Origin of the sequence: Xylanivirga thermophila, assembly GCF_004138105.1 — a bacterium.
GTDB lineage: Bacteria > Bacillota > Clostridia > Caldicoprobacterales > Xylanivirgaceae > Xylanivirga > Xylanivirga thermophila.
The window spans coordinates 214277-236975 of record NZ_RXHQ01000001.1 but is presented as its reverse complement, the minus strand read 5'-3'; the positions used below and the strand labels follow the sequence as shown (position 1 = coordinate 236975).

Here is a 22699-nt window from a genome sequence, read left to right as displayed (position 1 = left end):
ACTATATGACTCCTGAAGCTTGCTTTAATAGTGAATTATCTACTCTCAGTGTAATGTGATTATGAATATACTAGTAAGGCCTTCCGGCAAATGTGCCGAAAGGCCAACAGAAATTATATCATTACCATCGTTGTCAAGGTTGGGTAGTATTTTCTCGTATACACTCGAAAATCTCCACCCTCCCCTTGACAAGAGGAAGTAAATGGATAAGTATGATTTTCTCAAAAAGTGTTGCATTTAATATTGCAATTTAGACTCCAAAATTTTTTTTATTTTTTTGTTGACATTTTAGTTCTATCTGTTATAATAGTATTCGTCGGTTCGAGAAAAGCCGAAAATATTGCGGAATGGTGTAACGGTAGCACATATGACTCTGACTCATATTGTCTAGGTTCGAATCCTAGTTCCGCAGCCATATAGGCCCTCATGGTCAAGCGGTTAAGACACCGCCCTCTCACGGCGGTATCAGGGGTTCGAGTCCCCTTGAGGGTACCATTAAAACAGATTGTGTAAAAATTACGCAGTCTGTTTTTTATATCTTAAAAAAAACAGTTTAAAAATCCCCACCCTTTGGCATACTAAATATTGACCATATTTTTATAAAGGGGTGGTAGAATGGAAAAAAACGTCGGACTTCTCGATAGATATATTCGCATAACCGGTGGTTTGTTCATGTTAGGTTATGGTATAAAAGAAGATTCAAACCCATTAATTTTTCTAGGTGCTTCCAAAATAGCAGAAGGTATTGTAAGATGGTGCCCCTTGCTATACGCTTTAGATATATCTACGATGGATGATAATCTTTTCTCAACTAAAATGAAAACACACCTAGAAAGCAATGTTGATGATAATATGGCTGATATTAATAACATGGAAGAACAATGAGAAAATCAACAAGCCCCCAATGCTATTGGGGGCTTGTTGATTCCCATGATGCCGTTAGTCCATTAATTTAACACCCGCCTCTCAGCAGGTGGGTGTCCTGTTAGCTACTTTTGCCTATCACTTAAAGCTGACCTGACATCCATAGCTAAACTCAGACTCCCATATTAACTCTGTGGGTTAAAATAATAGATTGGCGAACATCTCAGGAATACTATTGCTCGCTGTATTTATATAGTAATATAAAACATCAATCTTTGCAATATATAATACTATCCAAAAAAAGAAATAAATTTATGGTTTACAGCCGTTTACCCATACCTATTTCCTTTATACGCTTTAAAACAGTCCCATTTAAAAAAATTGAAGGGCAAATGGAATGTAATCTATTTTATTGCACTCTTCACAGTAATATATATGGATACACATATTGTCTCCAATGGATGCGCTATAGTTATTATACTTAAAACTGTTCTCATCCATATAAGGGCTATATGGACCTAGGTAGTCCTCCATTTTACCCCTATGGTCCATTTTTTTGCCACATTTGTTGCATATCATGTCATAAGGTTCCAGTCCATTGCACAATGGGCAGACTCTTTCCATCATGTCTGATCTATACCTGTAAGTACCTCATCAAAAATTTCGCATCTACCATTATCCCAATGGGCACAATTTTCACAGCTTATTTCATCATTACCGTATCGTATGCTGCTATTTTGGAGGTTATCCATCATAGATTCATACTCTGGACAAACTGCTGCCACATATTGTTTCTGTTCAGTACTAGAAGATTGGAAATCTTTCATAGATTTTTGCCTCCCTTTTATTCACAGATTAATTTACTTTGGATATAAATTATTATCCCTCAGCATTATAAGAATATTCTAAAAAGATACGGCATTTTGAGAAGGCAATACATAGTGCCACTTTCCACATCGGTCTCCCCATCTTGCTACTGTCTTATTTCCTATCTTTATTTCTATTATTTCACAAAGATTTGGGCATCCATCACACTCAAAACTATTAGTTGAAAATTCTTGATCGAGCATTTTAAATCCTCTAAAGTTAGTAATGCCGTTCTTTTTTACCTCCCTCTTTGCAAGCAATGCCGCACCAAATGCGCCCATTACATCGTAGTGTTCAGGAATAACTACCTCCGTATTTAACATCTCTTCAAATGCCTGTATTATACCCCTATTGGCAGCTACCCCACCTTGAAACACTACCTTAGGCAATATTTCCTTACCCTTTGCCACATTATTCAAATAATTTCGTACTAAAGCCTGACATAAACCTTTTACTATATCCTCTACGCTACATCCCATCTGTTGTTTGTGTATCATATCAGACTCGGCAAAAACTGCACATCTACCTGCTATGCGTACCGGACATTTGGACTCCAATGCTAAGCTACCAAATTCTTCGATAGGTATATCTAATCTATTAGCCTGCCTGTCCAAAAATGATCCGGTCCCGGCAGCACATACAGTATTCATAGCAAAATCAGATACCATACCATTCCTTATTATTATTATCTTTGAATCCTGTCCACCTATTTCAAGTACAGTACTCACTTCCGGCACTGATTTTAAGGCAGCTATACCATGGGCAGTAATCTCATTTTTTACAGCATCTGCACCTACGATTACAGAAGCCAGCTGTCTTCCGCTGCCTGTAGTACCTATACCGGCAATATGGGCAGTTTCAGGCAAGATAGATGCTATATCCTCAAGTGCACCTTTTAGTATCTGTATAGGCTGACCCTGGGTTCTTAAATAATATTTTTCAAGTACACGATTATCATTATCCATGAGTACAACATTGGTACTCACCGATCCTACATCAATACCTAGATAAAGCTCTTGCATTTAAACTATTCTCCTCCTTTTTATTAGACATGAGATCCACAAATGCCTCTAATCTCGTATTATATCCACCCTCACCTGTCATTTCATCTACCACTAAAGTCATTATAGGTATATCCTTATCCCGTGATACGGATGGCAGTATACTTTTAGCAACTATCTCCGGCATACATCCAAATGGCATTATCTGTATTATCCCATCCAATCCCTCTTTTGCATAGTTTACAGAGTGGGCTACAGTCTGCCATGCATGCCCCCCTATGCACAATCCTAGATATGGTTTACCCTCTTTCAAGATACGCTTTTCATGTATCCTAAACCTTATATCTGGCACTATATGATTTCGTACCCACTTGTCTGCTGTAAGATTCTTATATACCCTAACTCCCAAATTGCCTAATTTTTGTTCTATATTAATATTGACAAAAGGCTCAATAAGGGTATATATCTCTCCTACCAATCCTAGATTCAATGGTTTAAATCCATCCTGTTCATCTAAGTTTTTTATTTTATCACCATAATCCCTTATCAACTTCATAGTCGCTTTAGAACCCCTTACTTTAGGTATATTCATCTCAAAATCATGCAATAGTCTATCCGTACTACCTTTTATAAGTTCCCTAGGCCGCTTATCGAGGGCAATTTCATACAATTCATCACAAGCCTTGTTTACCATGTAGGCTTGCCATGAATATTTAACTACATCCCCAACTTTTCTAGGGCCAGTTATCTTGACTAAACGATCTATAAAATATTTGCAGTCTTCCTTACTTTTGGGTGGATCTAGCATCAATATCTCAATGTCATACCCTAAATCCCTAAGGATCTGCTCCTGTACTACTCCATAATATCCAAATCGACACGGACCACAACTGCCTGTAATAACCACTGCTTCAGCGCCTTTTTCAATACTTTGTATATAATTACCCATGAGAATTTTTAGGGGAAGACAAGCAGTTTCCGGCGAAAATTTTGTACCTATCTCCAATGTCTCCTTTGTATTTCTTGGTGGTACTACAGCATCAATATCCAGATCCTCCAACAGCGCCTTGGCTGATATGTATACCTTCCCCATGTTTGGAAATGTCAATTTCATCCTTTTTCCTCCATTCAATCATATCTAAAAAAGCTTCTAGCCTTGTATTAACTCCCGCCTGCCCAGTTTGCTCGTCTACGATTATAGATGTATAGGGTAGTTTGTATTGATTGTGATTCATACGTTCCAACAATTCTCCCATAAATGCATCTATTCCACATCCAAAGCTGGATATGAATAAAATACCCGATACCTTTCTGCTCTCAGCCATTGCAAGTCCGCCACCTAATATTCTACGACCATGGCTCCAAAAAAGTTTTTTAGGCAATTTATCGCATTCATGCCATATCTCCTTTTCAGTTATATTTTCAGGTAATATAACTGTATAACCTTCCCCTTCTAAAGTTCTTATAATATTCATATTTATATATGAATCCTGAGTAATATAAGGATGTCCAATAAGGCCTATAGCCTTTTTGTTGCCGTCCAAAGATGTCCACTTTCTAATTGTCTCCTCCTCAGTATGTTTTTGGATAGCATAGGCATTATCTACAATCCTATAAACATCTAGTTTCTTTTCATTTATCTTTTTTGCAAGATTTATATATGATTTGCGTTCCATATCCATATCTTTATGATTATTTATAGCTATAGTTAATATATCCATATCTCCTGGTATGGAATTTTTGATCATCTCAAGTATACCTATAATCTTAGGGCAGGTATACTCGTCCCTGCATACGCTGACAAGACGGGGAATAAAGATGACGTCACACCGCCCCATTAGATCCATCACATGTCCATGAAATATTTTGACCGGTACACATGCATCATCCACACATACAAAAGTACCCTGATCCAATATTTTCTTGGAAGTGGGCCTTGATACTACCACCTCATGCCCCAGCCCTTCAAAATATGCCTTCCAAAATGGCGCATAATCATAATATAGAAGGCCTCGAGGAATACCTATTCTCAATTTTAAAAATCCTCCTTTTATTTCGTTTCAAATTAGTAATACAGTTTATTTATCTATTATTGACAAATAGTTATCGCATTATAACGAAATATAATAACTGTTTTTGTTTATACCGGCAAAAATGTCATAAGGGTATTGTAACTATAAAAATATTGATATATACTAAAAATAAAGTCATTAATATAATAATTAATCTGGGGAGGATGGTAATTATGAAAACCGTTAATATCAAATTGACATTAGCTGAAAATGTTAAGGATTTTGTTAATATCGTAAGCAAATATCCTTACGAAATTGATTTAAGATCTGGCCGTCATGTAGTAGATGCCAAATCAATTCTTGGTATATTTAGCTTGGATTTAAGCAAACCTGTTACTTTAGAGGTATATTCCGATGATTGTGATAATCTAATGGAAGAAATAAAACCCTTTGTTATCTAACCAATGCTCTTATAAAGATCATAAAAACAGTCTAGTAATTTATGATATGATACTTCCAAAGTAGACAGTCTAATTAATTAAAAATTAGATTATCTACTTGGAGGTATTTTTTTATGATTATACATAATATACGCGATTTTTTAAAAAGCTTTTTTCTAGTATCAAAATTCTTAGAAATATGCTATAATGTATGTTACTTCGTGTTATTTATTAGATTTTAGAGGTGAAAAATATGGGGCAGATAACTGAAATAGCAGATAATAAGCTTTCAATTTTGTATTTTATGCACTGTCTGGGGATCCCTTTGACCAACCCTCAGATAACGCAGTTTTTTTTGGAAAATAATCTTTTGGATTATTTTTTACTACAACAATCTCTTGGGGAACTAGTATCATCAGAGCTAGTTAACTATCTCGAGGCAGGCAATAGATACTTTTATTGTATTACTGCAAAGGGAAACGAGGTACTTGAATTTTTTAAACATAGACTTTCAGTCTCTACCCGGGAATTAATAGAATCATATGCTCAAAAAAATCGCAATAAACTCAGAAAGGAAAGTCAGATAACAGCTGATTACATAAAAATTTCAAATAAGCAATACGAAGTTGTATGCAGGGTAATGGAACAAGAGGTAACTTTGTTAGAGCTAAAGTTAAACGTAGTAAACAGTCATCAAGCCAGAACTATATGCAATAATTGGAAAAACAAAGCCCCTGAAATATATAAAAGTATAATGGAGGGCTTAACAACTTAAAAATATAATACCATTTGGCTCTCTACCTACTTTTATATCAGTTACCCTGACCCCATTCGCTAAATCAACGATAGATACAGTATCATCACCACTATTCGTTATATAAGCATACATACATTCGTAATTAACTGCAATACCGCGTGGTAGATTCCCAGTTAAAATAGTAGAAGTCATACGTTCATTTAGTATATCAATAATCTCCAGTCTATTCTTTTCAGTAGAAATTGATAAAACAGAACTGTCATCTTCCATTTGTAATATTTCACAAGCAAGACCTCCTGTTTCTATCTTGCTATCTATATCAAATGTCTTTAAATCTATCAATGTTATACATCCTATATTATCACAGTGACTAAAAAAGCATCCTATATATAAATAGTTACCATCTTTTGAAAATTTGACTTTACAAGGATAATGATATGCATCTATTTTTTTTATTACATTATATTTATGACCATCCATAATCCATACATCATTTGAATTGGTATTGGCAACCGCCAATATATTCTTATAAATGTTGTAATCTATTGATTGTGGCATATATCCTGCTTCTATCTGTCCTATTGTCCTCATGTTTTTCATATCTATTATTGAAATACAATCTGAATCTGCATTGCATACATATGCCAACCCTATATTATCCAGTGCAATACTACTAGGACTGCACCCTACATAAGCCTTGCCCATGATATTGAAACTTTTCTTATCTATAAAAATTATGCTGTCATCATATAATCCAGTTACTATAATACGGTTATAGATATTATCCAATGCAAGACAATAAGGACCAAAACCTTCTTCAAGATGTACATCACTCAGTCTAGTATTATTTTTTAGATCTATTATGGATAATGTGCTATCAGCTGTATTAGCTACAATAATCTTGTCTTTTATTCCCATATATAGGCATCCCCCTACGCAAATAATGTTAATTCATTATATGGCAGGGAGATGCAAAATGTACTAACGAGAAGTCTTAAACCATGATTTTTGAGGACAGGAAGAAAGTATAAAATCTAAAAGTTCTTCGCGACTCAAAGTCAAATTACGTTTTTTTGCTTCCTTTAAGAGACATTCATACTCTTCCTTTAGAATATCAGATACAATCCCATCACCAGAAGCTCTCCATTTATCTTTTGCTTCTACTATTGCCTTTTTAAGGGTTTTATCGTCCATGTTTTCCACATCCAATTGCATCATACATCATTCCTTTTTCCATGGGTATATAATATTGTATGATAACAACTAGACAATCATTCATTATATTTTTTTAGTATGCTTCTCGCTTCACCTACGAGATATAAGGAACCGCATATGAGTATTAGGTGTTCGGGCGTAGCAATCTCAAGGGCTTTCTCAATGGCTAAATTAATGCCCTCTATATACACTACATTTTTACAGTATTTAAATGCCCTATGACCCAATTCTTCAGGCAATAGGGCCCTTGGATTATCAGGAGCAGTTGCAATTATATAATCTCCCAAAGGACATACATTGGATAATATATCATCCACTGCCTTATCCTTCAATATACCTATGATCAATATTATCCGTCTGCCTTTGTAATATGCCCTTATTGCATCGGAAAGCACAGCCGCCCCTGAAGGATTATGAGCTCCATCTAATATTATATCCGGCCTTCGCCTTACAAGCTCCAACCTACCAGGCCATCTCACATGCGCCATACCATCATATACCGCCTTATCTGGTATATCAATCCCCTGCTTCTGTAGAAGCATAATGCATGTAAGGGCAGTCGCAGCATTTAATACTTGATGATGTCCTGAAAGATGGAGCACTATATTTTTATAGATTTTATCATAAAACGTAAAATCAAAGACTTGGCGCTCAATTTCTAATGACACCTCTTTAATATTTTTAATATCTACAGGTATTATAGGTGCATTACGTTGCTTTCCTACATCGGATATTACAGACATTACACCCTCCTGTTGGGGATATACAACTACCGGTCTAGATTTTTTTATTATACCAGCCTTTTCAAAAGCTATGGCCTCAAGGGTATTCCCTAATATATGCATATGATCATAGCTTATTGAGGTAATAACGGAAACCATTGGATCTATCACATTTGTAGAGTCTAGCCTCCCGCCTAGCCCTACCTCCACCACAGCAAAATCTACATTATGCCTTGCAAAATATACAAAGCCTATGGAGGTTATAATGGCAAATTCATTGAAATAAATCCCCTGCCCATTTAGATAATCCACTTCTTTCTTCACCTGCTCAGTAATACTGCACAGCTCTTCCTTAGGTATGGGATTAAGACCTATCTGTATCCGTTCGGTAAACTCCTCTAAAAATGGTGATATAAACATTCCCACCTTGTAACCGGCTGATATCAATATATTGCCTATCATGGCGGTTACAGAGCCTTTTCCATTGGTACCTGCAACATGGATGCATTTAAATGCCCTTTGAGGCTTTCCTAATCTATCCAAAAGTCTATTCATATACTCCAAATTCTTTTGGTGTCCCAATTTGGGCATACCATGAATATAGCTTAAAGCCTGCTCATAGTTCATATATTATTTCCCCATCATATTTTTTAGATGCTCAATCTGTCCAAGTACCTTATCCATCATATCCTTATACTTTACCAATTTACCCCGTTCTTCTTCAACTATATTAGCTGGTGCCTTTTCCACAAAATTTCGATTGGATAGCTTGCCATTGGCCCTAGCTAGTTCCTTCTCAAGCCTATCCCTTTCCTTTAGCAGCCTATCCATTTCCTTATCAAAATCTATAAGATCCTCTATAGGCATAAATATCTCCGCCTTGGAAGCTACTGCTGAAACTGCCGTCTCTGGTATACCTGTTTTCTCTGCCTTTATAATTACCTCAGATGCATTAGCCAATTTTTCGATATATATCTTTTCACTACTAAATATATCCATATATTCAGAAGATGGAATCAGTATTATCTTCGCCGGCTTTGATGGTGCTACTTCCATCTCTGCCCTTATATTTCGTACACTTTTTATAATTTCCATTATGGACTCCATCTGTCCTTCCGCTTGTTCATCTATCTCACTAGCATTTGCAATAGGCCAATTAGATATCATTATGCTTTCCCCTTCATGTGGCAGGTACTGCCATATTTCCTCGGTAATAAACGGCATAAACGGATGAAGCAATTTTAAAGTATTTGACAATACATATGTCAATGTATACATAGCAGTTTCTCTCGCCTCGTCATCCTGCCCATACAGCCTTGGTTTTACCAGTTCTATATACCAGTCGCAGAATTCACTCCATATAAAGTCATATAACTTCTGGACTGCTATACCTAGCTCAAATTTTTCAAGATTCTCAGTAACTTCTCCCGCCAGCTTATTATATTTGCTTATTATCCACTTATCGGGTAGTTCCAGATTACCCTGTTTAGGATTTGTAATATTAAAATTTCGCAAATTCATAAGTACAAACCTTGAAGCATTCCAAATCTTATTTGCAAAATTTCGACTGGATTCTACCTTTTCCCAATAGAATCTCATATCATTACCAGGTGAGTTACCCATTATAAGACTAAATCTTAGTGCATCTGCACCATATTTATCTATTACCTCCAATGGATCTATACCATTGCCAAGGGATTTACTCATCTTACGACCTTCAGAATCCCGTACTATGCCATGTATCAATACATGACTAAAGGGTACCTCACCCATATGCTCAATACCTGAGAATATCATCCTGGCTACCCAGAAAAATATTATATCGTATCCGGTTACCAACATACTGGTAGGATAGAAATACCTAAGATCCTCAGTATCATCTGGCCATCCCAATGTCGAAAAAGGCCAGAGTGCAGAACTAAACCATGTATCCAAAACATCCTCATCCTGCTTAAATGCATTTTTACCACACTTAGGACAAACCTTTGGTATTTCCTTAGCCACTACCATCTCACCGCATTCTTCGCAGTAATATGCAGGTATGCGGTGACCCCACCAGAGCTGCCTGGATATACACCAATCCCTTATATTCTCCATCCAATTGAAATATATCTTTTCAAATCGTTCAGGTACAAACTTTACCTCACCTTTTTTTACTGCTTCAATAGCAGGCTGGGCTAAAGGCTCCATCTTTACAAACCACTGCTTTGATATTATAGGTTCAACAACCGTATTGCATCTATAGCAATGGCCTACATTATGATTGTGTGATTCTATTTTTACAAGGAGTCCTATGGATTCTAAATCCTCTACTATGGCTCGCCTAGCTTCATATCTGTCCAATCCCGCATACTTACCGGCGTTATCAGCCATACTCCCGTCATCATTCATTACCCTAATCATGGGCAATTTATGGCGCAGACCTACTTCAAAGTCATTTGGGTCATGGGCGGGAGTTATTTTTACCACACCTGTACCAAATTCCATATCTACATAATCATCGGCAACTACAGGTATCTCCCTATTTACCAACGGCAATATAACAGTCTTGCCTATTAGATGGGCATACCTTTTATCCTTCGGATTAACAGCAACTGCAGTATCTCCCAGCATGGTCTCTGGACGGGTGGTAGCTATAGTTACCATATCTTCCCCATCCTTTACAGGATAGTTTACATACCAAAACTTTCCTTCAGCCTCCTCATATTCAACCTCTGCATCTGACAGGGCTGTTTTACATTCAGGGCACCAGTTTATTATCCGGTCACCCCTGTAGATAAGTCCCTTTTCATACAGTTTAACAAATACCTCTACAACAGCCTTGTTACACCCTTCATCCATAGTAAAACGTTCCCTAGACCAGTCAAGGGAAGATCCCATCTTTTTGAGCTGATCTACTATACGCCCCCCATATTGATCCTTCCATGTCCATGCCCTGTTTAAAAACTCTTCACGACCTAGATCATTCTTAGTCTTACCCTCTTTTGCAAGACTCTCTACAATTTTTACTTCCGTAGCAATGCTTGCATGGTCGGTACCAGGCAGCCACAGCGTGCTATAACCCTGCATTCTCTTCCATCTTATTATGATGTCTTGCAGTGTATTGTCAAGGGCATGCCCCATATGCAGCTGTCCCGTAATATTCGGTGGAGGAATAACAATGCAAAATGGTTCCTTATCCTTATCTACTTCTGCTCCAAAATACCCTTTCTCCATCCATGTATTATATAGCCTATCCTCTACCTGTTTAGGATCATACGTTTTAGCAATGATCTCTTCTTGACTCATAAATAAAACCTCCTTTATAGAATTCCAAATATCTTAAGCATCCCCAATATGGCAAAAATATTGCCTGCAATTTTTAATCCAATATTTATCTTTACTGCACTATCCCCCTCAAGATTTAAAACCCGTTGCGTTATAAACTTAGAGCCATATCCTAAAAAAAGTGCCAGAACCATCATGCATATACCCACCTTATTCACCGGGAGTATTCTCTTGGTCATATAATCCCCCCAATCAGCAAAAACTAAAAAAGCCTCCATCCTTTTAAAAGGACGAAGACTTACTCCGCGTTACCACCTTAATTTTTGTACATAAATATATACAAACGCTCCCATTGTATAACGGCATTACCCGTTTTGGCCTAACCAATTTCAGCCAAAAAGCTCAAAAGCGACATTCCATCCATCGTTCACTAGAAAATCTCTCAGCCTATGGATCTTCCTCTCTTTAGCTATATGTGATGTACTCCTCTTTTTCATAGCCATAAATATATGAATATCCCTTTTATAAAATATTATAACCTAATTAATCTATCTGTCAATACAAAATGGTCGGGGTGACAGGATTTGAACCTGCGACCTTCTCGTCCCGAACGAGACGCGCTACCAAACTGCGCCACACCCCGACAAATGGAGCCAACGAGGGGACTCGAACCCCTGACCCGCAGTTTACGAAACTGCTGCTCTACCAGCTGAGCCACGTTGGCACTTATGTTGCGTACAGTTAGTTATTATAGCATACATCTCCAGAAATGTCATCCCCATTTTTTCATGATTTTTGCCATTTGCACATTTTTAATTTATCGGAATATTATAAAGTATTAGTGAAGTGTATCAAGGAGGTCAAATCATGAAAAAAATAGTATCCCTTTGCAGTATAGTAATTTTAATTTTTGCATTGATAATACTATCCACGGCTTGTGGTAAACAAAAAGTAGATAAAATCAGGCTCTGTGAGGTTACCCATTCTATCTTCTATGCCCCACAATACGTAGCTATAAATAACGGCTACTTCAAAGAACAAGACATAGAGATAGAACTAACAAATGGCGGGGGTGCTGACAAGGTCATGACAGCAGTACTTTCGAATCAGGCAGATATAGGATTTATGGGACCGGAAGCCTCTATCTATGTGTATAACGAAGGAAAAGAGGATCATCCCGTAGTATTTGCACAGCTAACTCAAAAAGACGGTTCTTTTTTAGTAGGGCGGGAACCTGAACCGGATTTTGAATGGGAAAATCTTAAGGATAAAACCATCATAGGAGGACGAAAAGGCGGAGTACCCGAGATGACATTGGAGTTTGTACTTAAAAACTATGGTCTAGTACCTGGAGAAAATGTAGAAGTGCTAACCAATGTTCAATTTAATCTAATGGCTGGGGCTTTTACAGGTGGAACAGAAGATTATGTAACATTATTTGAGCCCACTGCTTCCATGATAGAAATGGAAGGCTCAGGATATATAGTAGCATCTGTAGGTGCAGCCGCTGGTAATGTACCCTACACGGCATATACAGCTAAAAAGAGTTATATAAACAAAAACAAGGATTTGATAACCCGTTTTACAAAGGGTATATCCAAAGGATTAGAATATGTTCACTCCCATAGCGCAGAAGAAATTGCGGAGATAATAAAGCCTTCATTTCCAGATTCCGATATTGAACTTTTGACCAAAGTAGTTGAAAGGTACAAACAACAAGATACCTGGCCCAGTACACCTGAAATGACAGAAGATTCATTTAACCATCTCCAGGATATAATCGAGATGGCAGGAGTACTTGATAAAAGGGCACCCTTTGATGATGTGGTCACCAATGAATTTATAAAATAGAAAGGTGATAGTATGGCAAAAGGTATAGTGAGTTTTGATGATGTTTCAATGACTTATCATAGTCTTGAAGGAGAAACCAAGACACTTGAGAAAATATCGTTCAATGTTGAGGCGGGAGAATTTATAGGAATAGTAGGTCCTAGCGGCTGTGGCAAAACCACTATACTCTCGTTAATTGCCGGACTTATAGCTCCTACATCCGGAGATGTGTATGTAGATGGGAAAAAAGTAAATGGCCCTTCCCCTCTAGTTGGTTATATGCTACAGCAGGACCATTTGTTTGAATGGCGTACAATATGGCAAAATGTAATGCTAGGGCTTGAGATACAAAACAAGGTCACCAGTCAAAATATAGATAAAGTCAACAAATTATTGGATATCTATGGCTTGGGAGAATTTAAAAATCACTACCCTCACCAACTTTCCGGCGGAATGAGACAGAGAGTTGCTCTAATAAGAACTTTAGCAATTGATCCTAAAATACTCCTTTTAGATGAACCATTCTCCGCATTAGATTATCAGACTAGATTAGCAGTGTCAGATGAGGTAGGTACTATTATAAAAAAGGAAAACAAAACAGCACTCTTAGTAACCCATGACATAGCAGAGGCTATATCTATGGCTGACAGGGTAATAGTGCTTACAAAAAGGCCGGCAAAGATAAAGAGTATTCATACCATAAATCTTACCTGTCAAGATCATAGTCCAATAAAATGCCGTCAAGCTCCTGAATTCCGCCAATATTTCAATAAAATATGGGAGGAGCTGGATATACATGTACAATAAAAATATAGATAACATTACTGCCATATCCAAGGAGCATGAAGCCTATCTGAAAAAGATTAAACAAAGGAATAGAATGATAGTCATAACTCAAATCGCAATATTGGTAGTGATATTTGCATTATGGGAGATCGCCGGCAGACTAGGTTGGATTGATCCATTTATTACCAGTCAGCCTTCAAGAATGATAAAAACCCTTCATAACCTAGCACGGGAAGGGCAATTATTCCACCATATATATGTAACTATTATGGAAACTATTATAGGTTTTGTACTAGGTACTGTACTCGGTACTGTCATTGCCATCCTCCTTTGGTGGTCAGATTTTGCTGCCAAGGTATTGGACCCATACCTGGTTATATTAAATAGTCTGCCGAAAGTCGCCCTTGGTCCGGTATTAATAGTATGGATAGGCGCTGGCCCTAGTTCTATAATAGCCATGGCATTATTTATATCTTTAGTAGTTACAATAATAAGCGTTTTAAATGGATTTTTAGAAGTAAGTCCTGATAAAATAAAACTTTTAAAGACATTTGGAGCCTCAAAGTGGCAAATATTACAAAAAGTCGTGCTCCCTGCCAGCATACCAACCATAATATCCGCTTTAAAAATAAATGTTGGTATGTCATGGGTAGGTGTAATAGTAGGAGAATTCCTAGTATCAAAGGCCGGTTTAGGTTATTTGATAGTATATGGTGGTCAGGTCTTTAAATTAGATCTTGTTATGGCCAGTGTTCTTATACTAGCAATTGCAGCCGCCCTGATGTACAAAGGAGTGGCATGGTTAGAGAAAAAATATGTCAAAGGACGATACTAGCATCTAAAATAGATGCTAGTATTATTTTTATTCCTATTACCATATATTATATAGATAGACAATACTATAATAGAATTAATCGTATACAGTTATCTATATACTGGAGGGATTATATGAACAAACAGTTCTTAATATTTTTTATATGTATACTCACCTGTGCCATAGTTTTTTTGTCTTATCAGGCATTAAACGCTGAAAAAGAAGTGGTAAAAAGATTTTTAAATCGGCTTTTCACTGGTAATGAAGAATATACCCTTTTTATATCCAAGGAAATAAGACAGCATCCATTTATAAGCTTTGGAAAGGGAAAAACATCTTTCATGGGATATAAGATATTAAAACGCCAAAAATCAGAAAAAGGATGTACAAAGATATGGGTAACCATATATTTTGACGACAATCCCATAGATATTCCTATCACTTTGGAAAAGCAGCACAGGCAATGGGTAATTACATCTTTGCCTAGTATAACCTATGTACCTTGTGCATTGCCCTTATCCAATAAAAGTAGAAAAGACAATTGGACCGAGTTAGTCATGCAAACATTCGAAGGACAGATAGTATGTATGCAGTCATCTAAGGAACAAATACAGATAAACAAGCCCATATCTGTACTATTATTGGAAGACCATATAATAAATTTTAGTCCACTTAAATCTATACATATATCAAAAGTAGTTTCAATGAATGACAGCTTTATAGAAGATACACTTCTGGGTAAAATCCCCATACTAAATGATTTTTGGACATTCGGAGATTCAAAAACTCTGCCTATAGGAAGCCAAGATTTTGATTTGTACTGCAATCCTGATATGAAAGGGCAAATGGCCATAATAAATAAAGACAACCTACCTAAGACAGAAATTCGTATAGTACTTAATAACACTGACACCAATAGTCTTGTTCATCCCCAGGTTAAAATAAAATGCACCCATACATTTGAAGTACAGACCCAATCAAGTATTCATCCTATAAATTATATATTTGATAAGGAAGATATATTGTTATTAAAACCTAGCTCAGAAGGCATTGCAATATATAAAAATGGTGGAAGGTTAGATATCTCACCCTGTAGAATATATATATATTCTAATAATAACGATGGCGCTTTTTGTATAAATCAAAGTAAAAATTTATATAGTGGGAAAATAGAGATATCAAAATTTGAAGATGCCCTTATAGTTAATAATGAATTGGATATAGAAGAATATCTATATGCGGTGGTACCAAGTGAAATGCCCGTATCTTTTGGTGTAGAGGCATTAAAGGTACAGGCCATAGCTGCCCGGGCATATGCTATACGTTCCCTTCTGAACACTGGGTTTGCTCCATTTGGTGCCCATGTAGATGACAGCGTAGCTAGTCAGGTATATAATAATGTAGTAGAACAGACCTCAGCTATACAGGCAGTAAATGATACACGGGGTATGGTACCTGTATTTGACGGCAAAATAGCCGATACACGTTTTTTTTCAACATCCTGCGGTTATACTGCCAATTTTCACGAGGTATGGAGCGATAAGCAAAATCAATTTCCAAGTGATAAGGTACCATACCTCATATCCCTACCCCAATATCCTGGTAATGCTCCTAGTCTATATAACGAAGAAAATTTCAGGGCATTCATAAATAACAAAAATATACAATCCTATGATAGATTTTCCCCATTTTTTCGATGGAATGTTGTTTTTTCAAGGGAAGAACTAGAAGCTATACTGGATAATACGCTACACCTACTGCAGCAGAGGCAACCCTTTTTTATACTAACTAAAGTAGATAAAGATACTTTTATACAAAAAGAAGTACCTAAAGATTTAGGAAAACTATTAAACCTTCAGGTAATAAAGCGAGGACAGGGTGGAAACATTATGGAACTAGAGATAACTACTACTAAGGGTGTGTTTAAAGTAATAAAAGAACTTAATATACGCGAAACTCTAAAGCCTGTAAACTATGTCGAAGGTGGTAAGCCCATAGAAATACAATGTCATGATAATACTATAAAGAAGGATTTCCCTATACTGCCTAGTGCTTTCGCGTATATTGATTTAGATAGAAATAACGATGGTCATATTACAAATATATCCATAGTAGGAGGTGGATATGGCCATGGCGTAGGTATGAGTCAGCAAGGCACCTATGGCTTAACCCTCATTGGATATTCATATTCCCAAATAATAAAACACTACTATCCAGATACTCAGTTAGTAAATATATATGAGGAGAGATAAACTATGCAGAATTATCCCAATAATATATACATACCAGATCAAATAATTTATATAATAAATAAAATCATGGCCGCAGGGGGGCAGGCTTACATAGTAGGTGGTGCCTTAAGGGATGTAATATTAGAAAAAAAACCTACAGACTGGGATATTGCTACCTCCCTCCCGCCTAAAAAAGTAGAAATAATATTTGATAATACCATCCCAACTGGCAAAAGATTTGGCACCATAACTGTCATAGTAGATGATATGACTATAGAGGTTACTACATTTCGCGGAGAATGCAATTACAGTGATTTTCGCCATCCTGATCAAATAGAATTTGTAGAAAACATAGAAGCAGACCTCTCGCGCAGGGATTTTACTATAAACGCCATGGCATATAACCCCTTTACATCAAAAAAGTGGGTAGATCCATTTTTGGGCATAGAAGATATTAAATATAGTAATATAAAAACAGTAGGAAATCCCAATGAACGCTTTCAGGAAGATCCTTTGAGAATGATGCGGGCAATACGTTTCGCCTCCCAACTAGGCTTCGATATTGATATTAATACCAAGAAATCTATATACACAAACAAATTACTAATAAATAATATACCTAAAGAAAGGACAGGCGATGAACTCTATAAGATACTTATATCACCTTATGTAATAAAAGGTATAAGTCAACTTAATATATTAGGGCTGTCAAAAATAATTTTAGGATACGATATTTCTCCATCTCCAAGTATTATATCCTATTGTCCACCAGATTTTCCTCTACGAATGGCAGCCTTCCTATACACAGGAATCATAAATCGAAAAGATGTAGCACTGGATTACGCAAAAAAAACTATGCGAAATTTACGTTATAGCAACAAATTGGTAAATGATGTAATATGCATATTACGCTTTGCATCTATAGAACTTGATGAACATCAAGATGCCTATCAGGTTAGAAAAATGATGTCTAAAATAGGTGTAGTTAACACTATAAAAGGGCTACATTTGAAGCGGGCAATTTTAATGGATAATAACCCATCTAAGTATCAGAAAGGGCTTTTAGAACTCTACAAAATAGAATATATTGTATATGAAATAATGCAAAATAAAGATCCCCTATCTATCTATCAATTAGCCATAGACGGGCATGACATAATAAGGCTTGGCATTGGACAAAAAGATAAAAAAGATATAGGAAAGGCATTGGGCATGGCCCATGAATGGGTACTGAAAGATCCTTCCCTAAATAACAAAGAAGTTCTACTCTCCCGCCTAAAGTACACCTTTAGGATAGAATAATAATAAGTCCTATCAATATATATCCTATAAGTCCTAATAGGGGATACATTAGTTTCACTATAAGGGACAAACCGAATTGGGAAAAGTATAAAAGCAATCCGGTAATAGATATTACATTTATAGACCATGGAATATCTATTACTTTGTCTACTATAGAACAAATGGAAAACAACGTGCCTACACATGTGGTAAATATTGCACTCCATACTACAAATATATATACAGTGCTAAATATGGGATGCATCTTATTTACTATATGTAATATGGGGATTTGCATCTCTTTTACCTCGGATATATTGATGCAAACACAATAATTTAACATGGATATCAAAACTAAGATTATTATTCCTCCCAAGATTCCCCCTTTTTTTAATGAATCTCTGTCGTCGATTTTCCCGCCTAACGAAACAATTACACCTATACTCATTATAATATTATATGATGCATATAAAATACCTGAGTTTATCACTTCCAATGGTTTTGCATCTGGCAATAGATCTATCGAATATTGATAGTGTGTATTTAGTACGCCATATATGAATACTCCAATATTAAATATGATTATACAAGGTACAATAAATGAATTGGCAGTTATAATACCATCCATGCCAAACATGGCGGTTATCATTGTTATTATGGCCATTATAAATGCTCCCGCCCAAAAACCTCCTGGTATATTATGTTCCACAAATAAAGCCCCTGCTCCAGCTAGCATGGCACAACCCATAACTAGAAATGCAAAAAACATATATGCGTTTACAAAAGTCGATAATTTACCAAACACATAGTTAATAAATTCGTGAAACGATCTTACCTTTAGCCTATTTCCTATGATTAGCATTTTAGTACCAACGCAAATAAATAATATAGAGGCACATATTATTCCGAAGATAGAATACTTACCATATATGCTAAAAAAGGTCATAATCTCCTGACCAGAAGCAAAACCTGCCCCTATTATGGTACCTACATATGTAAATGCAATCTTATAAATATCCCTATGTTCATCTTTATACTTAGACAAAAAATATCCCCCTTAGAATATACTCAATATAATGCATATTCTAAGGAGGTATCTATCATGCCTGTACTTCCAATACATTTACCAATTTCTTATAGTTAGTATCAAGGGTTTTATAGCTTATTCCATAATAATCAATTATTTCGCCCTTGCTTATCTTTATATCATTTTTCATACAATAGTATAATTCCAATGCTGCTGCCCATGCCTCTTTTTTCCGTATCCTAGGAACTTTGTCCGGATATTGAGCCTTTATAAATTTGACCCATAAATCCTTTATCTGTTCCTGATAACCACTGGAATATCTATCTTCCATATTACTTATGGTAAAATCCGCAATATTTTGAAGCTCCTTGGGTATCTTTATGCGGCTCATGTCTATTATATTTACCTTTACCTCTACTATATTATCATCTACGTATGCAATATAAGGTTCCTTTGCCCCTATTTGCTTTAGCATAGTCAAAGCATCTTTTTTTAAGTCTTTGTTTTCATCCCGTCTCAATATAAAATCCCGTAAAAAGCGTTCAGCATTCTGATCTCCAAAGGAAGCAACAGTATTTAATATGGCCCTTTTTATGGTGTCATCATTGAGCTCCAATCCCCAGATAAGTAAAGCCTTTAGAGAGTCATTACTCTCCCATTTTTCTTTTAGTTCGCTTTTAGGTGTATTGAATATTTCGTTTATCTTTTTTACCCTAAAAACTACTTCTTCATATGGTACTTGAAATCCATAAGGCAATTCCTTAAATTCTCCATTATATCTCAAAAGATTCTGAGTATAGCGTTTATAAAAATTGCTTATGGTATTGTATGGGGACAATTTATCAACTTTGTCCCAATACTCCATTGCTTCTCGAAATCTTCTTAAATTGAAAGCAGATACAGCTGTATAATGTAATATTTTAACATCATACGGTTTATACTGTAAAAGCATTTTTAGATATATATTAGCTTTCTGATGCTCCTTTAATTCACACAGAGTTACAGCCATCTTATGGAGATCCTCCACATCATCGGTGGGAAGGTTTAAAATGCTGTTTGTATATTTTTGCTTTCCTTCACTATCTCCTTTTTCCTGCAAAAATATAGCCATATTGCAGTTTGCATGAACATTAGATGGAAATACATCCAGTACTTCTTTACTCAATTCTATAGCCCTATCCAGTTTGCTCATACAAAAATATGCAAGTGCCAGATTATTCTTAGCGAATACCAGCGTTGGATCTAACTTTAACACTTTTTGCAGCTGTCTTGCCGCCTTTTCATATTCTCCATCATCCAATAATACCTTGCCCTTGCTCGCCATTTTATATATCTTTGGATCAATAAATTCAAATTCATCAAAAACATCTAGATAAAATTGCTCATCCCTTAAAATCTCCAGAAGTTCCTTTGCATCTTCATAGTATACTCCATTAGGCGCCCTATCTAGATATTTTTCAAAACATTCCTCAGCCTTATCGTATTCCTGCAATCCTAAAAAGTTGCAACCTAAGCCAAAATAGCAGTCAGATACAGAGTCATCATTTTCCAAAATGGAAAACAACAATTTGTTCGATTCGTCAAAATATGTCATCTCTGTAAAAACCTCTGCTAAGTCCAACATATAATCTATATTCTCTGGTTCCTTTTCCACTGCCTTGCGATAAAAATTTAAAGCATCTATATATCTATTATCTTTTACATACTTACACGCTTTTCTATAAAAAAATTCTCCATCCTGATCGAATGGAATAACGTTACTTTTATTCCTTGCAAATAATTCTTTTGCCATAATAATCTCCCATTTAAACCAATAGTATTTACATATTATTATAACACAATATATGTTGGTGCTCCATACCTTATAGGATTTTTTGGAAAGCTATTTGTCCAATGCCTGTTTAAGCAATATCTCCAGCTCATCCTTCGTAAACACATATTTATTATTGCAATAGTGGCAAGTAAGCTCAGCCAGACCATCCTTTTCTATCATATCCTCTAATTCGTCCTTACCAAGGCTTATAAGAACAGATTCCAAACGTTTTTTGTTACAATCACATTCGAAATATGGATAAACCTTATCGTTTATTTTTAAACCATAATCTCCAAGCATATCCCATAGAATATCCTCCGGTTTCTGCCCTTCAGCTATTCTATGGGATATAGAACCTACAGAAGAGATCTTGTTTTCTATATGATCTATAACCTCATCAGGTGCACCCGGCATAGGTTGTAAAATTATTCCTCCTGCTCCATCTATGCTGAAATCCTTATCTACCAATACCCCTAAAATAACTGCCGACGGCTTTTGCTCCGAAACTGCAAAATAGTATGTAATGTCTTCTGCTATCTCTCCTGAAACTAATTTAGTCTGGCCTATATATGGTTCTTTTAATTTATAATCCTTTATAACAGTAATAGTACCATTTTTGCCGACTGCAGATGATACATCTAGTTTCCCATTAGGTTTTAAAGGTAAATCCAATTTAGGATTTGATACATAGCCTTTAATTCTTCCACTTGACACTGCTACTACAACTATATTACCTATTGGCCCTCCTCCTTTTATTATCGTGGAGACTTCTGCATTATCGTCCTTTAAGTCTATCGCCATCATGGTCGTAGCTGTCATTGTACGCCCTAAAGCAGCTGATGCCACCGGAGATAGTCCATGTATTTTCCGTGCATTGTCTACCATAACAGTTGTATTTGCAGCAAAAGCCCTTATATATCCATCTGCTGCCGTTGCCCTCACTATATAATCTTTCATAGTCAATTTATCCTTTCTACCAAATTCTTATTTAAGGCTATCTTTGAGCTACAAAGACTAAACGATGCGCCCGCTTTTTGGCTTGATCGAAAGTAAACGGGTGATAACAAGATACACTATCAAAACCAACATGATAAATAGCTTCCGTTATCTCTTCCCTAGTATAAGCCCGTTGAAAATGCACCTCATCAAACCTTTTATATAGATCTCCTTTAGCTACGAAAAAAGTAAGCTCCATTTGGCATATCTTATCACTTTTGTCAAAATGGTTTTGCCATATAAAGCTTATCTCATTATCAGTATCTACCATAGTATTGCTACCCAAAATACTGGATAATTTATAATATGAACTTATATCAAATATTAATATTCCACCTGGATTTAGCAATTTGTATATATTTTTAAACGCTTCTTCAAGCTCTTGAAGGGACAGTATATAATTAAATCCATCACACATGCATGTTATGGCATCTACTGGATGGTGGAGCATTATATATCTTATATCCTGACATATAAACTGTATATCAAAACCCTTCGCCCTAGCCTTTTGTTTTGCCACATTAAGCATATCTGCCGATTGATCTATACCTGTTATAGCATAACCTTTATCTGCCAGGCCTATGGTTATACTTCCAGTACCGCATGCAAGGTCCACTACATTATTTGGTACTACGCCACATCTATCGAATATTTTTCGTATGTAATTTATCCACTTCGGATAATTGTAATCTTCCATAAGATTATCATATACATATGCAAAATTCCTGTACACTGTATTCACCTCCTAAAAAAAGCCTTCTTATAAGAAGGCTTTT

Annotated in this window: 21 protein-coding genes, 4 tRNA genes, 1 other RNA gene and 1 other annotated feature; of the genes, 10 read left to right on the top strand and 16 right to left on the bottom strand. The window is 36.1% G+C overall.

Annotation, left to right across the window (positions count from 1 at the left end; genetic code table 11):
• The first annotated feature begins 341 nt into the window (after positions 1–341).
• From EJN67_RS01185 to EJN67_RS01175, 3 genes are all read left to right on the top strand, one after another.
• Positions 342–415: transfer RNA gene (locus EJN67_RS01185), tRNA-Gln, on the top strand.
• A 5-nt stretch (positions 416–420) separates the two neighbouring features.
• A tRNA-Glu gene (locus tag EJN67_RS01180) sits at positions 421–495 on the top strand.
• A 120-nt stretch (positions 496–615) separates the two neighbouring features.
• Complete coding sequence (locus tag EJN67_RS01175) at positions 616–885, top strand: YgaP family membrane protein (RefSeq protein ID WP_129721457.1); 270 nt, start codon at positions 616–618, stop codon at positions 883–885.
• A gap of 36 nt (positions 886–921) precedes the next feature.
• On the opposite strand, the gene ssrS is transcribed toward EJN67_RS01175, so the two are convergent.
• The 5 genes from ssrS to EJN67_RS01150 form a co-directional block, all read right to left on the bottom strand.
• Positions 922–1097, bottom strand: a non-coding RNA gene (gene ssrS, locus EJN67_RS01170) — 6S RNA.
• Positions 1098–1487: 390 nt separating this feature from the next.
• Positions 1488–1691 carry a hypothetical protein gene (locus EJN67_RS01165; RefSeq protein WP_129721456.1) on the bottom strand — a complete coding sequence of 68 codons (204 nt, stop codon included), beginning with the start codon at positions 1689–1691 and terminating at the stop codon, positions 1488–1490.
• A 78-nt stretch (positions 1692–1769) separates the two neighbouring features.
• Positions 1770–2753 carry an acyl-CoA dehydratase activase gene (locus EJN67_RS01160; RefSeq protein WP_129721455.1) on the bottom strand — a complete coding sequence of 328 codons (984 nt, stop codon included), beginning with the start codon at positions 2751–2753 and terminating at the stop codon, positions 1770–1772.
• Positions 2728–3846, bottom strand: a complete 1119-nt coding sequence (locus EJN67_RS01155; protein ID WP_129721454.1) for a CoA protein activase — start codon at positions 3844–3846, stop codon at positions 2728–2730. Before EJN67_RS01155 ends, EJN67_RS01160 begins: the two co-directional genes overlap by 26 nt.
• Positions 3773–4765 carry an acyl-CoA dehydratase activase-related protein gene (locus EJN67_RS01150; RefSeq protein WP_165000671.1) on the bottom strand — a complete coding sequence of 331 codons (993 nt, stop codon included), beginning with the start codon at positions 4763–4765 and terminating at the stop codon, positions 3773–3775. Before EJN67_RS01150 ends, EJN67_RS01155 begins: the two co-directional genes overlap by 74 nt.
• Before the next feature lie 212 nt (positions 4766–4977).
• On the opposite strand from EJN67_RS01150, the gene EJN67_RS01145 reads away from it, so the two are divergent.
• Together EJN67_RS01145 and EJN67_RS01140 are read left to right on the top strand one after the other, a co-directional pair.
• Entirely contained in the window at positions 4978–5205 is a 228-nt protein-coding gene (locus tag EJN67_RS01145; protein ID WP_129721452.1) for an HPr family phosphocarrier protein, read from the top strand.
• Between the two features lie 232 nt (positions 5206–5437).
• On the top strand, positions 5438–5959 hold the full coding sequence (locus EJN67_RS01140) for a DUF4364 family protein (protein WP_129721451.1): 522 nt from the start codon (positions 5438–5440) through the stop codon (positions 5957–5959).
• Here EJN67_RS01140 and EJN67_RS01135 read toward each other — a convergent pair.
• From EJN67_RS01135 to EJN67_RS01105, 7 genes are all read right to left on the bottom strand, one after another.
• The gene (locus tag EJN67_RS01135; protein WP_129721450.1) at positions 5948–6859 is read right to left on the bottom strand and encodes a YncE family protein; all 912 of its coding nucleotides are present in this window, start codon (positions 6857–6859) and stop codon (positions 5948–5950) included. The genes EJN67_RS01140 and EJN67_RS01135 overlap by 12 nt on opposite strands.
• Positions 6860–6922: 63 nt before the next feature.
• Complete coding sequence (locus EJN67_RS01130; RefSeq protein WP_129721449.1) at positions 6923–7159, bottom strand: hypothetical protein; 237 nt, start codon at positions 7157–7159, stop codon at positions 6923–6925.
• A 53-nt stretch (positions 7160–7212) separates the two neighbouring features.
• Complete coding sequence (locus tag EJN67_RS01125; protein WP_129721448.1) at positions 7213–8505, bottom strand: bifunctional folylpolyglutamate synthase/dihydrofolate synthase; 1293 nt, start codon at positions 8503–8505, stop codon at positions 7213–7215.
• Between the two features lie 3 nt (positions 8506–8508).
• Positions 8509–11166 (bottom strand): valine--tRNA ligase, encoded by a 2658-nt coding sequence (locus tag EJN67_RS01120; protein ID WP_129721447.1) that lies wholly within the window; start codon positions 11164–11166, stop codon positions 8509–8511.
• Between the two features lie 14 nt (positions 11167–11180).
• Positions 11181–11384 (bottom strand): hypothetical protein, encoded by a 204-nt coding sequence (locus EJN67_RS01115; protein WP_129721446.1) that lies wholly within the window; start codon positions 11382–11384, stop codon positions 11181–11183.
• A 44-nt stretch (positions 11385–11428) separates the two neighbouring features.
• Positions 11429–11651: a binding site (T-box leader), on the bottom strand.
• A gap of 60 nt (positions 11652–11711) precedes the next feature.
• A tRNA-Pro gene (locus EJN67_RS01110) sits at positions 11712–11788 on the bottom strand.
• A 5-nt stretch (positions 11789–11793) separates the two neighbouring features.
• Positions 11794–11869, bottom strand: a tRNA-Thr gene (locus tag EJN67_RS01105).
• Positions 11870–12012: 143 nt separating this feature from the next.
• On the opposite strand from EJN67_RS01105, the gene EJN67_RS01100 reads away from it, so the two are divergent.
• The 5 genes from EJN67_RS01100 to EJN67_RS01080 all read left to right on the top strand — a co-directional run bounded on the left by EJN67_RS01100 (position 12013) and on the right by EJN67_RS01080 (position 18108).
• Positions 12013–12996, top strand: a complete 984-nt coding sequence (locus tag EJN67_RS01100) for an ABC transporter substrate-binding protein (protein ID WP_129721445.1) — start codon at positions 12013–12015, stop codon at positions 12994–12996.
• Positions 12997–13008: 12 nt separating this feature from the next.
• The gene (locus EJN67_RS01095) at positions 13009–13782 is read left to right on the top strand and encodes an ABC transporter ATP-binding protein (RefSeq protein ID WP_129721444.1); all 774 of its coding nucleotides are present in this window, start codon (positions 13009–13011) and stop codon (positions 13780–13782) included.
• Positions 13772–14596 (top strand): ABC transporter permease, encoded by an 825-nt coding sequence (locus tag EJN67_RS01090; protein ID WP_129721443.1) that lies wholly within the window; start codon positions 13772–13774, stop codon positions 14594–14596. The genes EJN67_RS01095 and EJN67_RS01090 overlap by 11 nt, the downstream gene beginning before the upstream one ends.
• Positions 14597–14709: 113 nt before the next feature.
• On the top strand, positions 14710–16827 hold the full coding sequence (locus tag EJN67_RS01085) for a SpoIID/LytB domain-containing protein (protein WP_165000670.1): 2118 nt from the start codon (positions 14710–14712) through the stop codon (positions 16825–16827).
• 3 nt (positions 16828–16830) lie between these two features.
• Complete coding sequence (locus tag EJN67_RS01080; RefSeq protein ID WP_129721441.1) at positions 16831–18108, top strand: CCA tRNA nucleotidyltransferase; 1278 nt, start codon at positions 16831–16833, stop codon at positions 18106–18108.
• Here the strand turns inward: EJN67_RS01080 and EJN67_RS01075 are convergent.
• The 4 genes from EJN67_RS01075 to EJN67_RS01060 all read right to left on the bottom strand — a co-directional run bounded on the left by EJN67_RS01075 (position 18095) and on the right by EJN67_RS01060 (position 22656).
• Positions 18095–19132, bottom strand: a complete 1038-nt coding sequence (locus EJN67_RS01075; RefSeq protein ID WP_129721440.1) for a YkvI family membrane protein — start codon at positions 19130–19132, stop codon at positions 18095–18097. The two genes, EJN67_RS01080 and EJN67_RS01075, sit on opposite strands and share 14 nt — an antisense overlap.
• Before the next feature lie 55 nt (positions 19133–19187).
• On the bottom strand, positions 19188–20906 hold the full coding sequence (locus tag EJN67_RS01070; protein WP_129721439.1) for a tetratricopeptide repeat protein: 1719 nt from the start codon (positions 20904–20906) through the stop codon (positions 19188–19190).
• 90 nt (positions 20907–20996) lie between these two features.
• The gene (gene hslO / locus EJN67_RS01065; protein WP_129721438.1) at positions 20997–21884 is read right to left on the bottom strand and encodes an Hsp33 family molecular chaperone HslO; all 888 of its coding nucleotides are present in this window, start codon (positions 21882–21884) and stop codon (positions 20997–20999) included.
• 37 nt (positions 21885–21921) lie between these two features.
• Positions 21922–22656: a class I SAM-dependent DNA methyltransferase gene (locus EJN67_RS01060; RefSeq protein ID WP_129721437.1), complete on the bottom strand. Its 735-nt coding sequence runs from the start codon at positions 22654–22656 to the stop codon at positions 21922–21924.
• Between the last annotated feature and the right edge of the window lie 43 nt (positions 22657–22699).

Coding starts and splice junctions, on each gene's coding strand:
- EJN67_RS01130 (WP_129721449.1), bottom strand. CDS start 7,159: ATGATGCAATTGGATGTGGAAAACATGGACGATAAAACCCTTAAAAAG.
- EJN67_RS01070 (WP_129721439.1), bottom strand. CDS start 20,906: ATGGCAAAAGAATTATTTGCAAGGAATAAAAGTAACGTTATTCCATTC.
- EJN67_RS01120 (WP_129721447.1), bottom strand. CDS start 11,166: ATGAGTCAAGAAGAGATCATTGCTAAAACGTATGATCCTAAACAGGTA.
- EJN67_RS01175 (WP_129721457.1), top strand. CDS start 616: ATGGAAAAAAACGTCGGACTTCTCGATAGATATATTCGCATAACCGGT.
- EJN67_RS01135 (WP_129721450.1), bottom strand. CDS start 6,859: ATGGGAATAAAAGACAAGATTATTGTAGCTAATACAGCTGATAGCACA.
- EJN67_RS01080 (WP_129721441.1), top strand. CDS start 16,831: ATGCAGAATTATCCCAATAATATATACATACCAGATCAAATAATTTAT.
- EJN67_RS01125 (WP_129721448.1), bottom strand. CDS start 8,505: ATGAACTATGAGCAGGCTTTAAGCTATATTCATGGTATGCCCAAATTG.
- EJN67_RS01140 (WP_129721451.1), top strand. CDS start 5,438: ATGGGGCAGATAACTGAAATAGCAGATAATAAGCTTTCAATTTTGTAT.
- EJN67_RS01090 (WP_129721443.1), top strand. CDS start 13,772: ATGTACAATAAAAATATAGATAACATTACTGCCATATCCAAGGAGCAT.
- EJN67_RS01095 (WP_129721444.1), top strand. CDS start 13,009: ATGGCAAAAGGTATAGTGAGTTTTGATGATGTTTCAATGACTTATCAT.
- EJN67_RS01100 (WP_129721445.1), top strand. CDS start 12,013: ATGAAAAAAATAGTATCCCTTTGCAGTATAGTAATTTTAATTTTTGCA.
- EJN67_RS01155 (WP_129721454.1), bottom strand. CDS start 3,846: ATGAAATTGACATTTCCAAACATGGGGAAGGTATACATATCAGCCAAG.
- EJN67_RS01115 (WP_129721446.1), bottom strand. CDS start 11,384: ATGACCAAGAGAATACTCCCGGTGAATAAGGTGGGTATATGCATGATG.
- hslO (WP_129721438.1), bottom strand. CDS start 21,884: ATGAAAGATTATATAGTGAGGGCAACGGCAGCAGATGGATATATAAGG.
- EJN67_RS01145 (WP_129721452.1), top strand. CDS start 4,978: ATGAAAACCGTTAATATCAAATTGACATTAGCTGAAAATGTTAAGGAT.
- EJN67_RS01085 (WP_165000670.1), top strand. CDS start 14,710: ATGAACAAACAGTTCTTAATATTTTTTATATGTATACTCACCTGTGCC.
- EJN67_RS01165 (WP_129721456.1), bottom strand. CDS start 1,691: ATGAAAGATTTCCAATCTTCTAGTACTGAACAGAAACAATATGTGGCA.
- EJN67_RS01160 (WP_129721455.1), bottom strand. CDS start 2,753: ATGCAAGAGCTTTATCTAGGTATTGATGTAGGATCGGTGAGTACCAAT.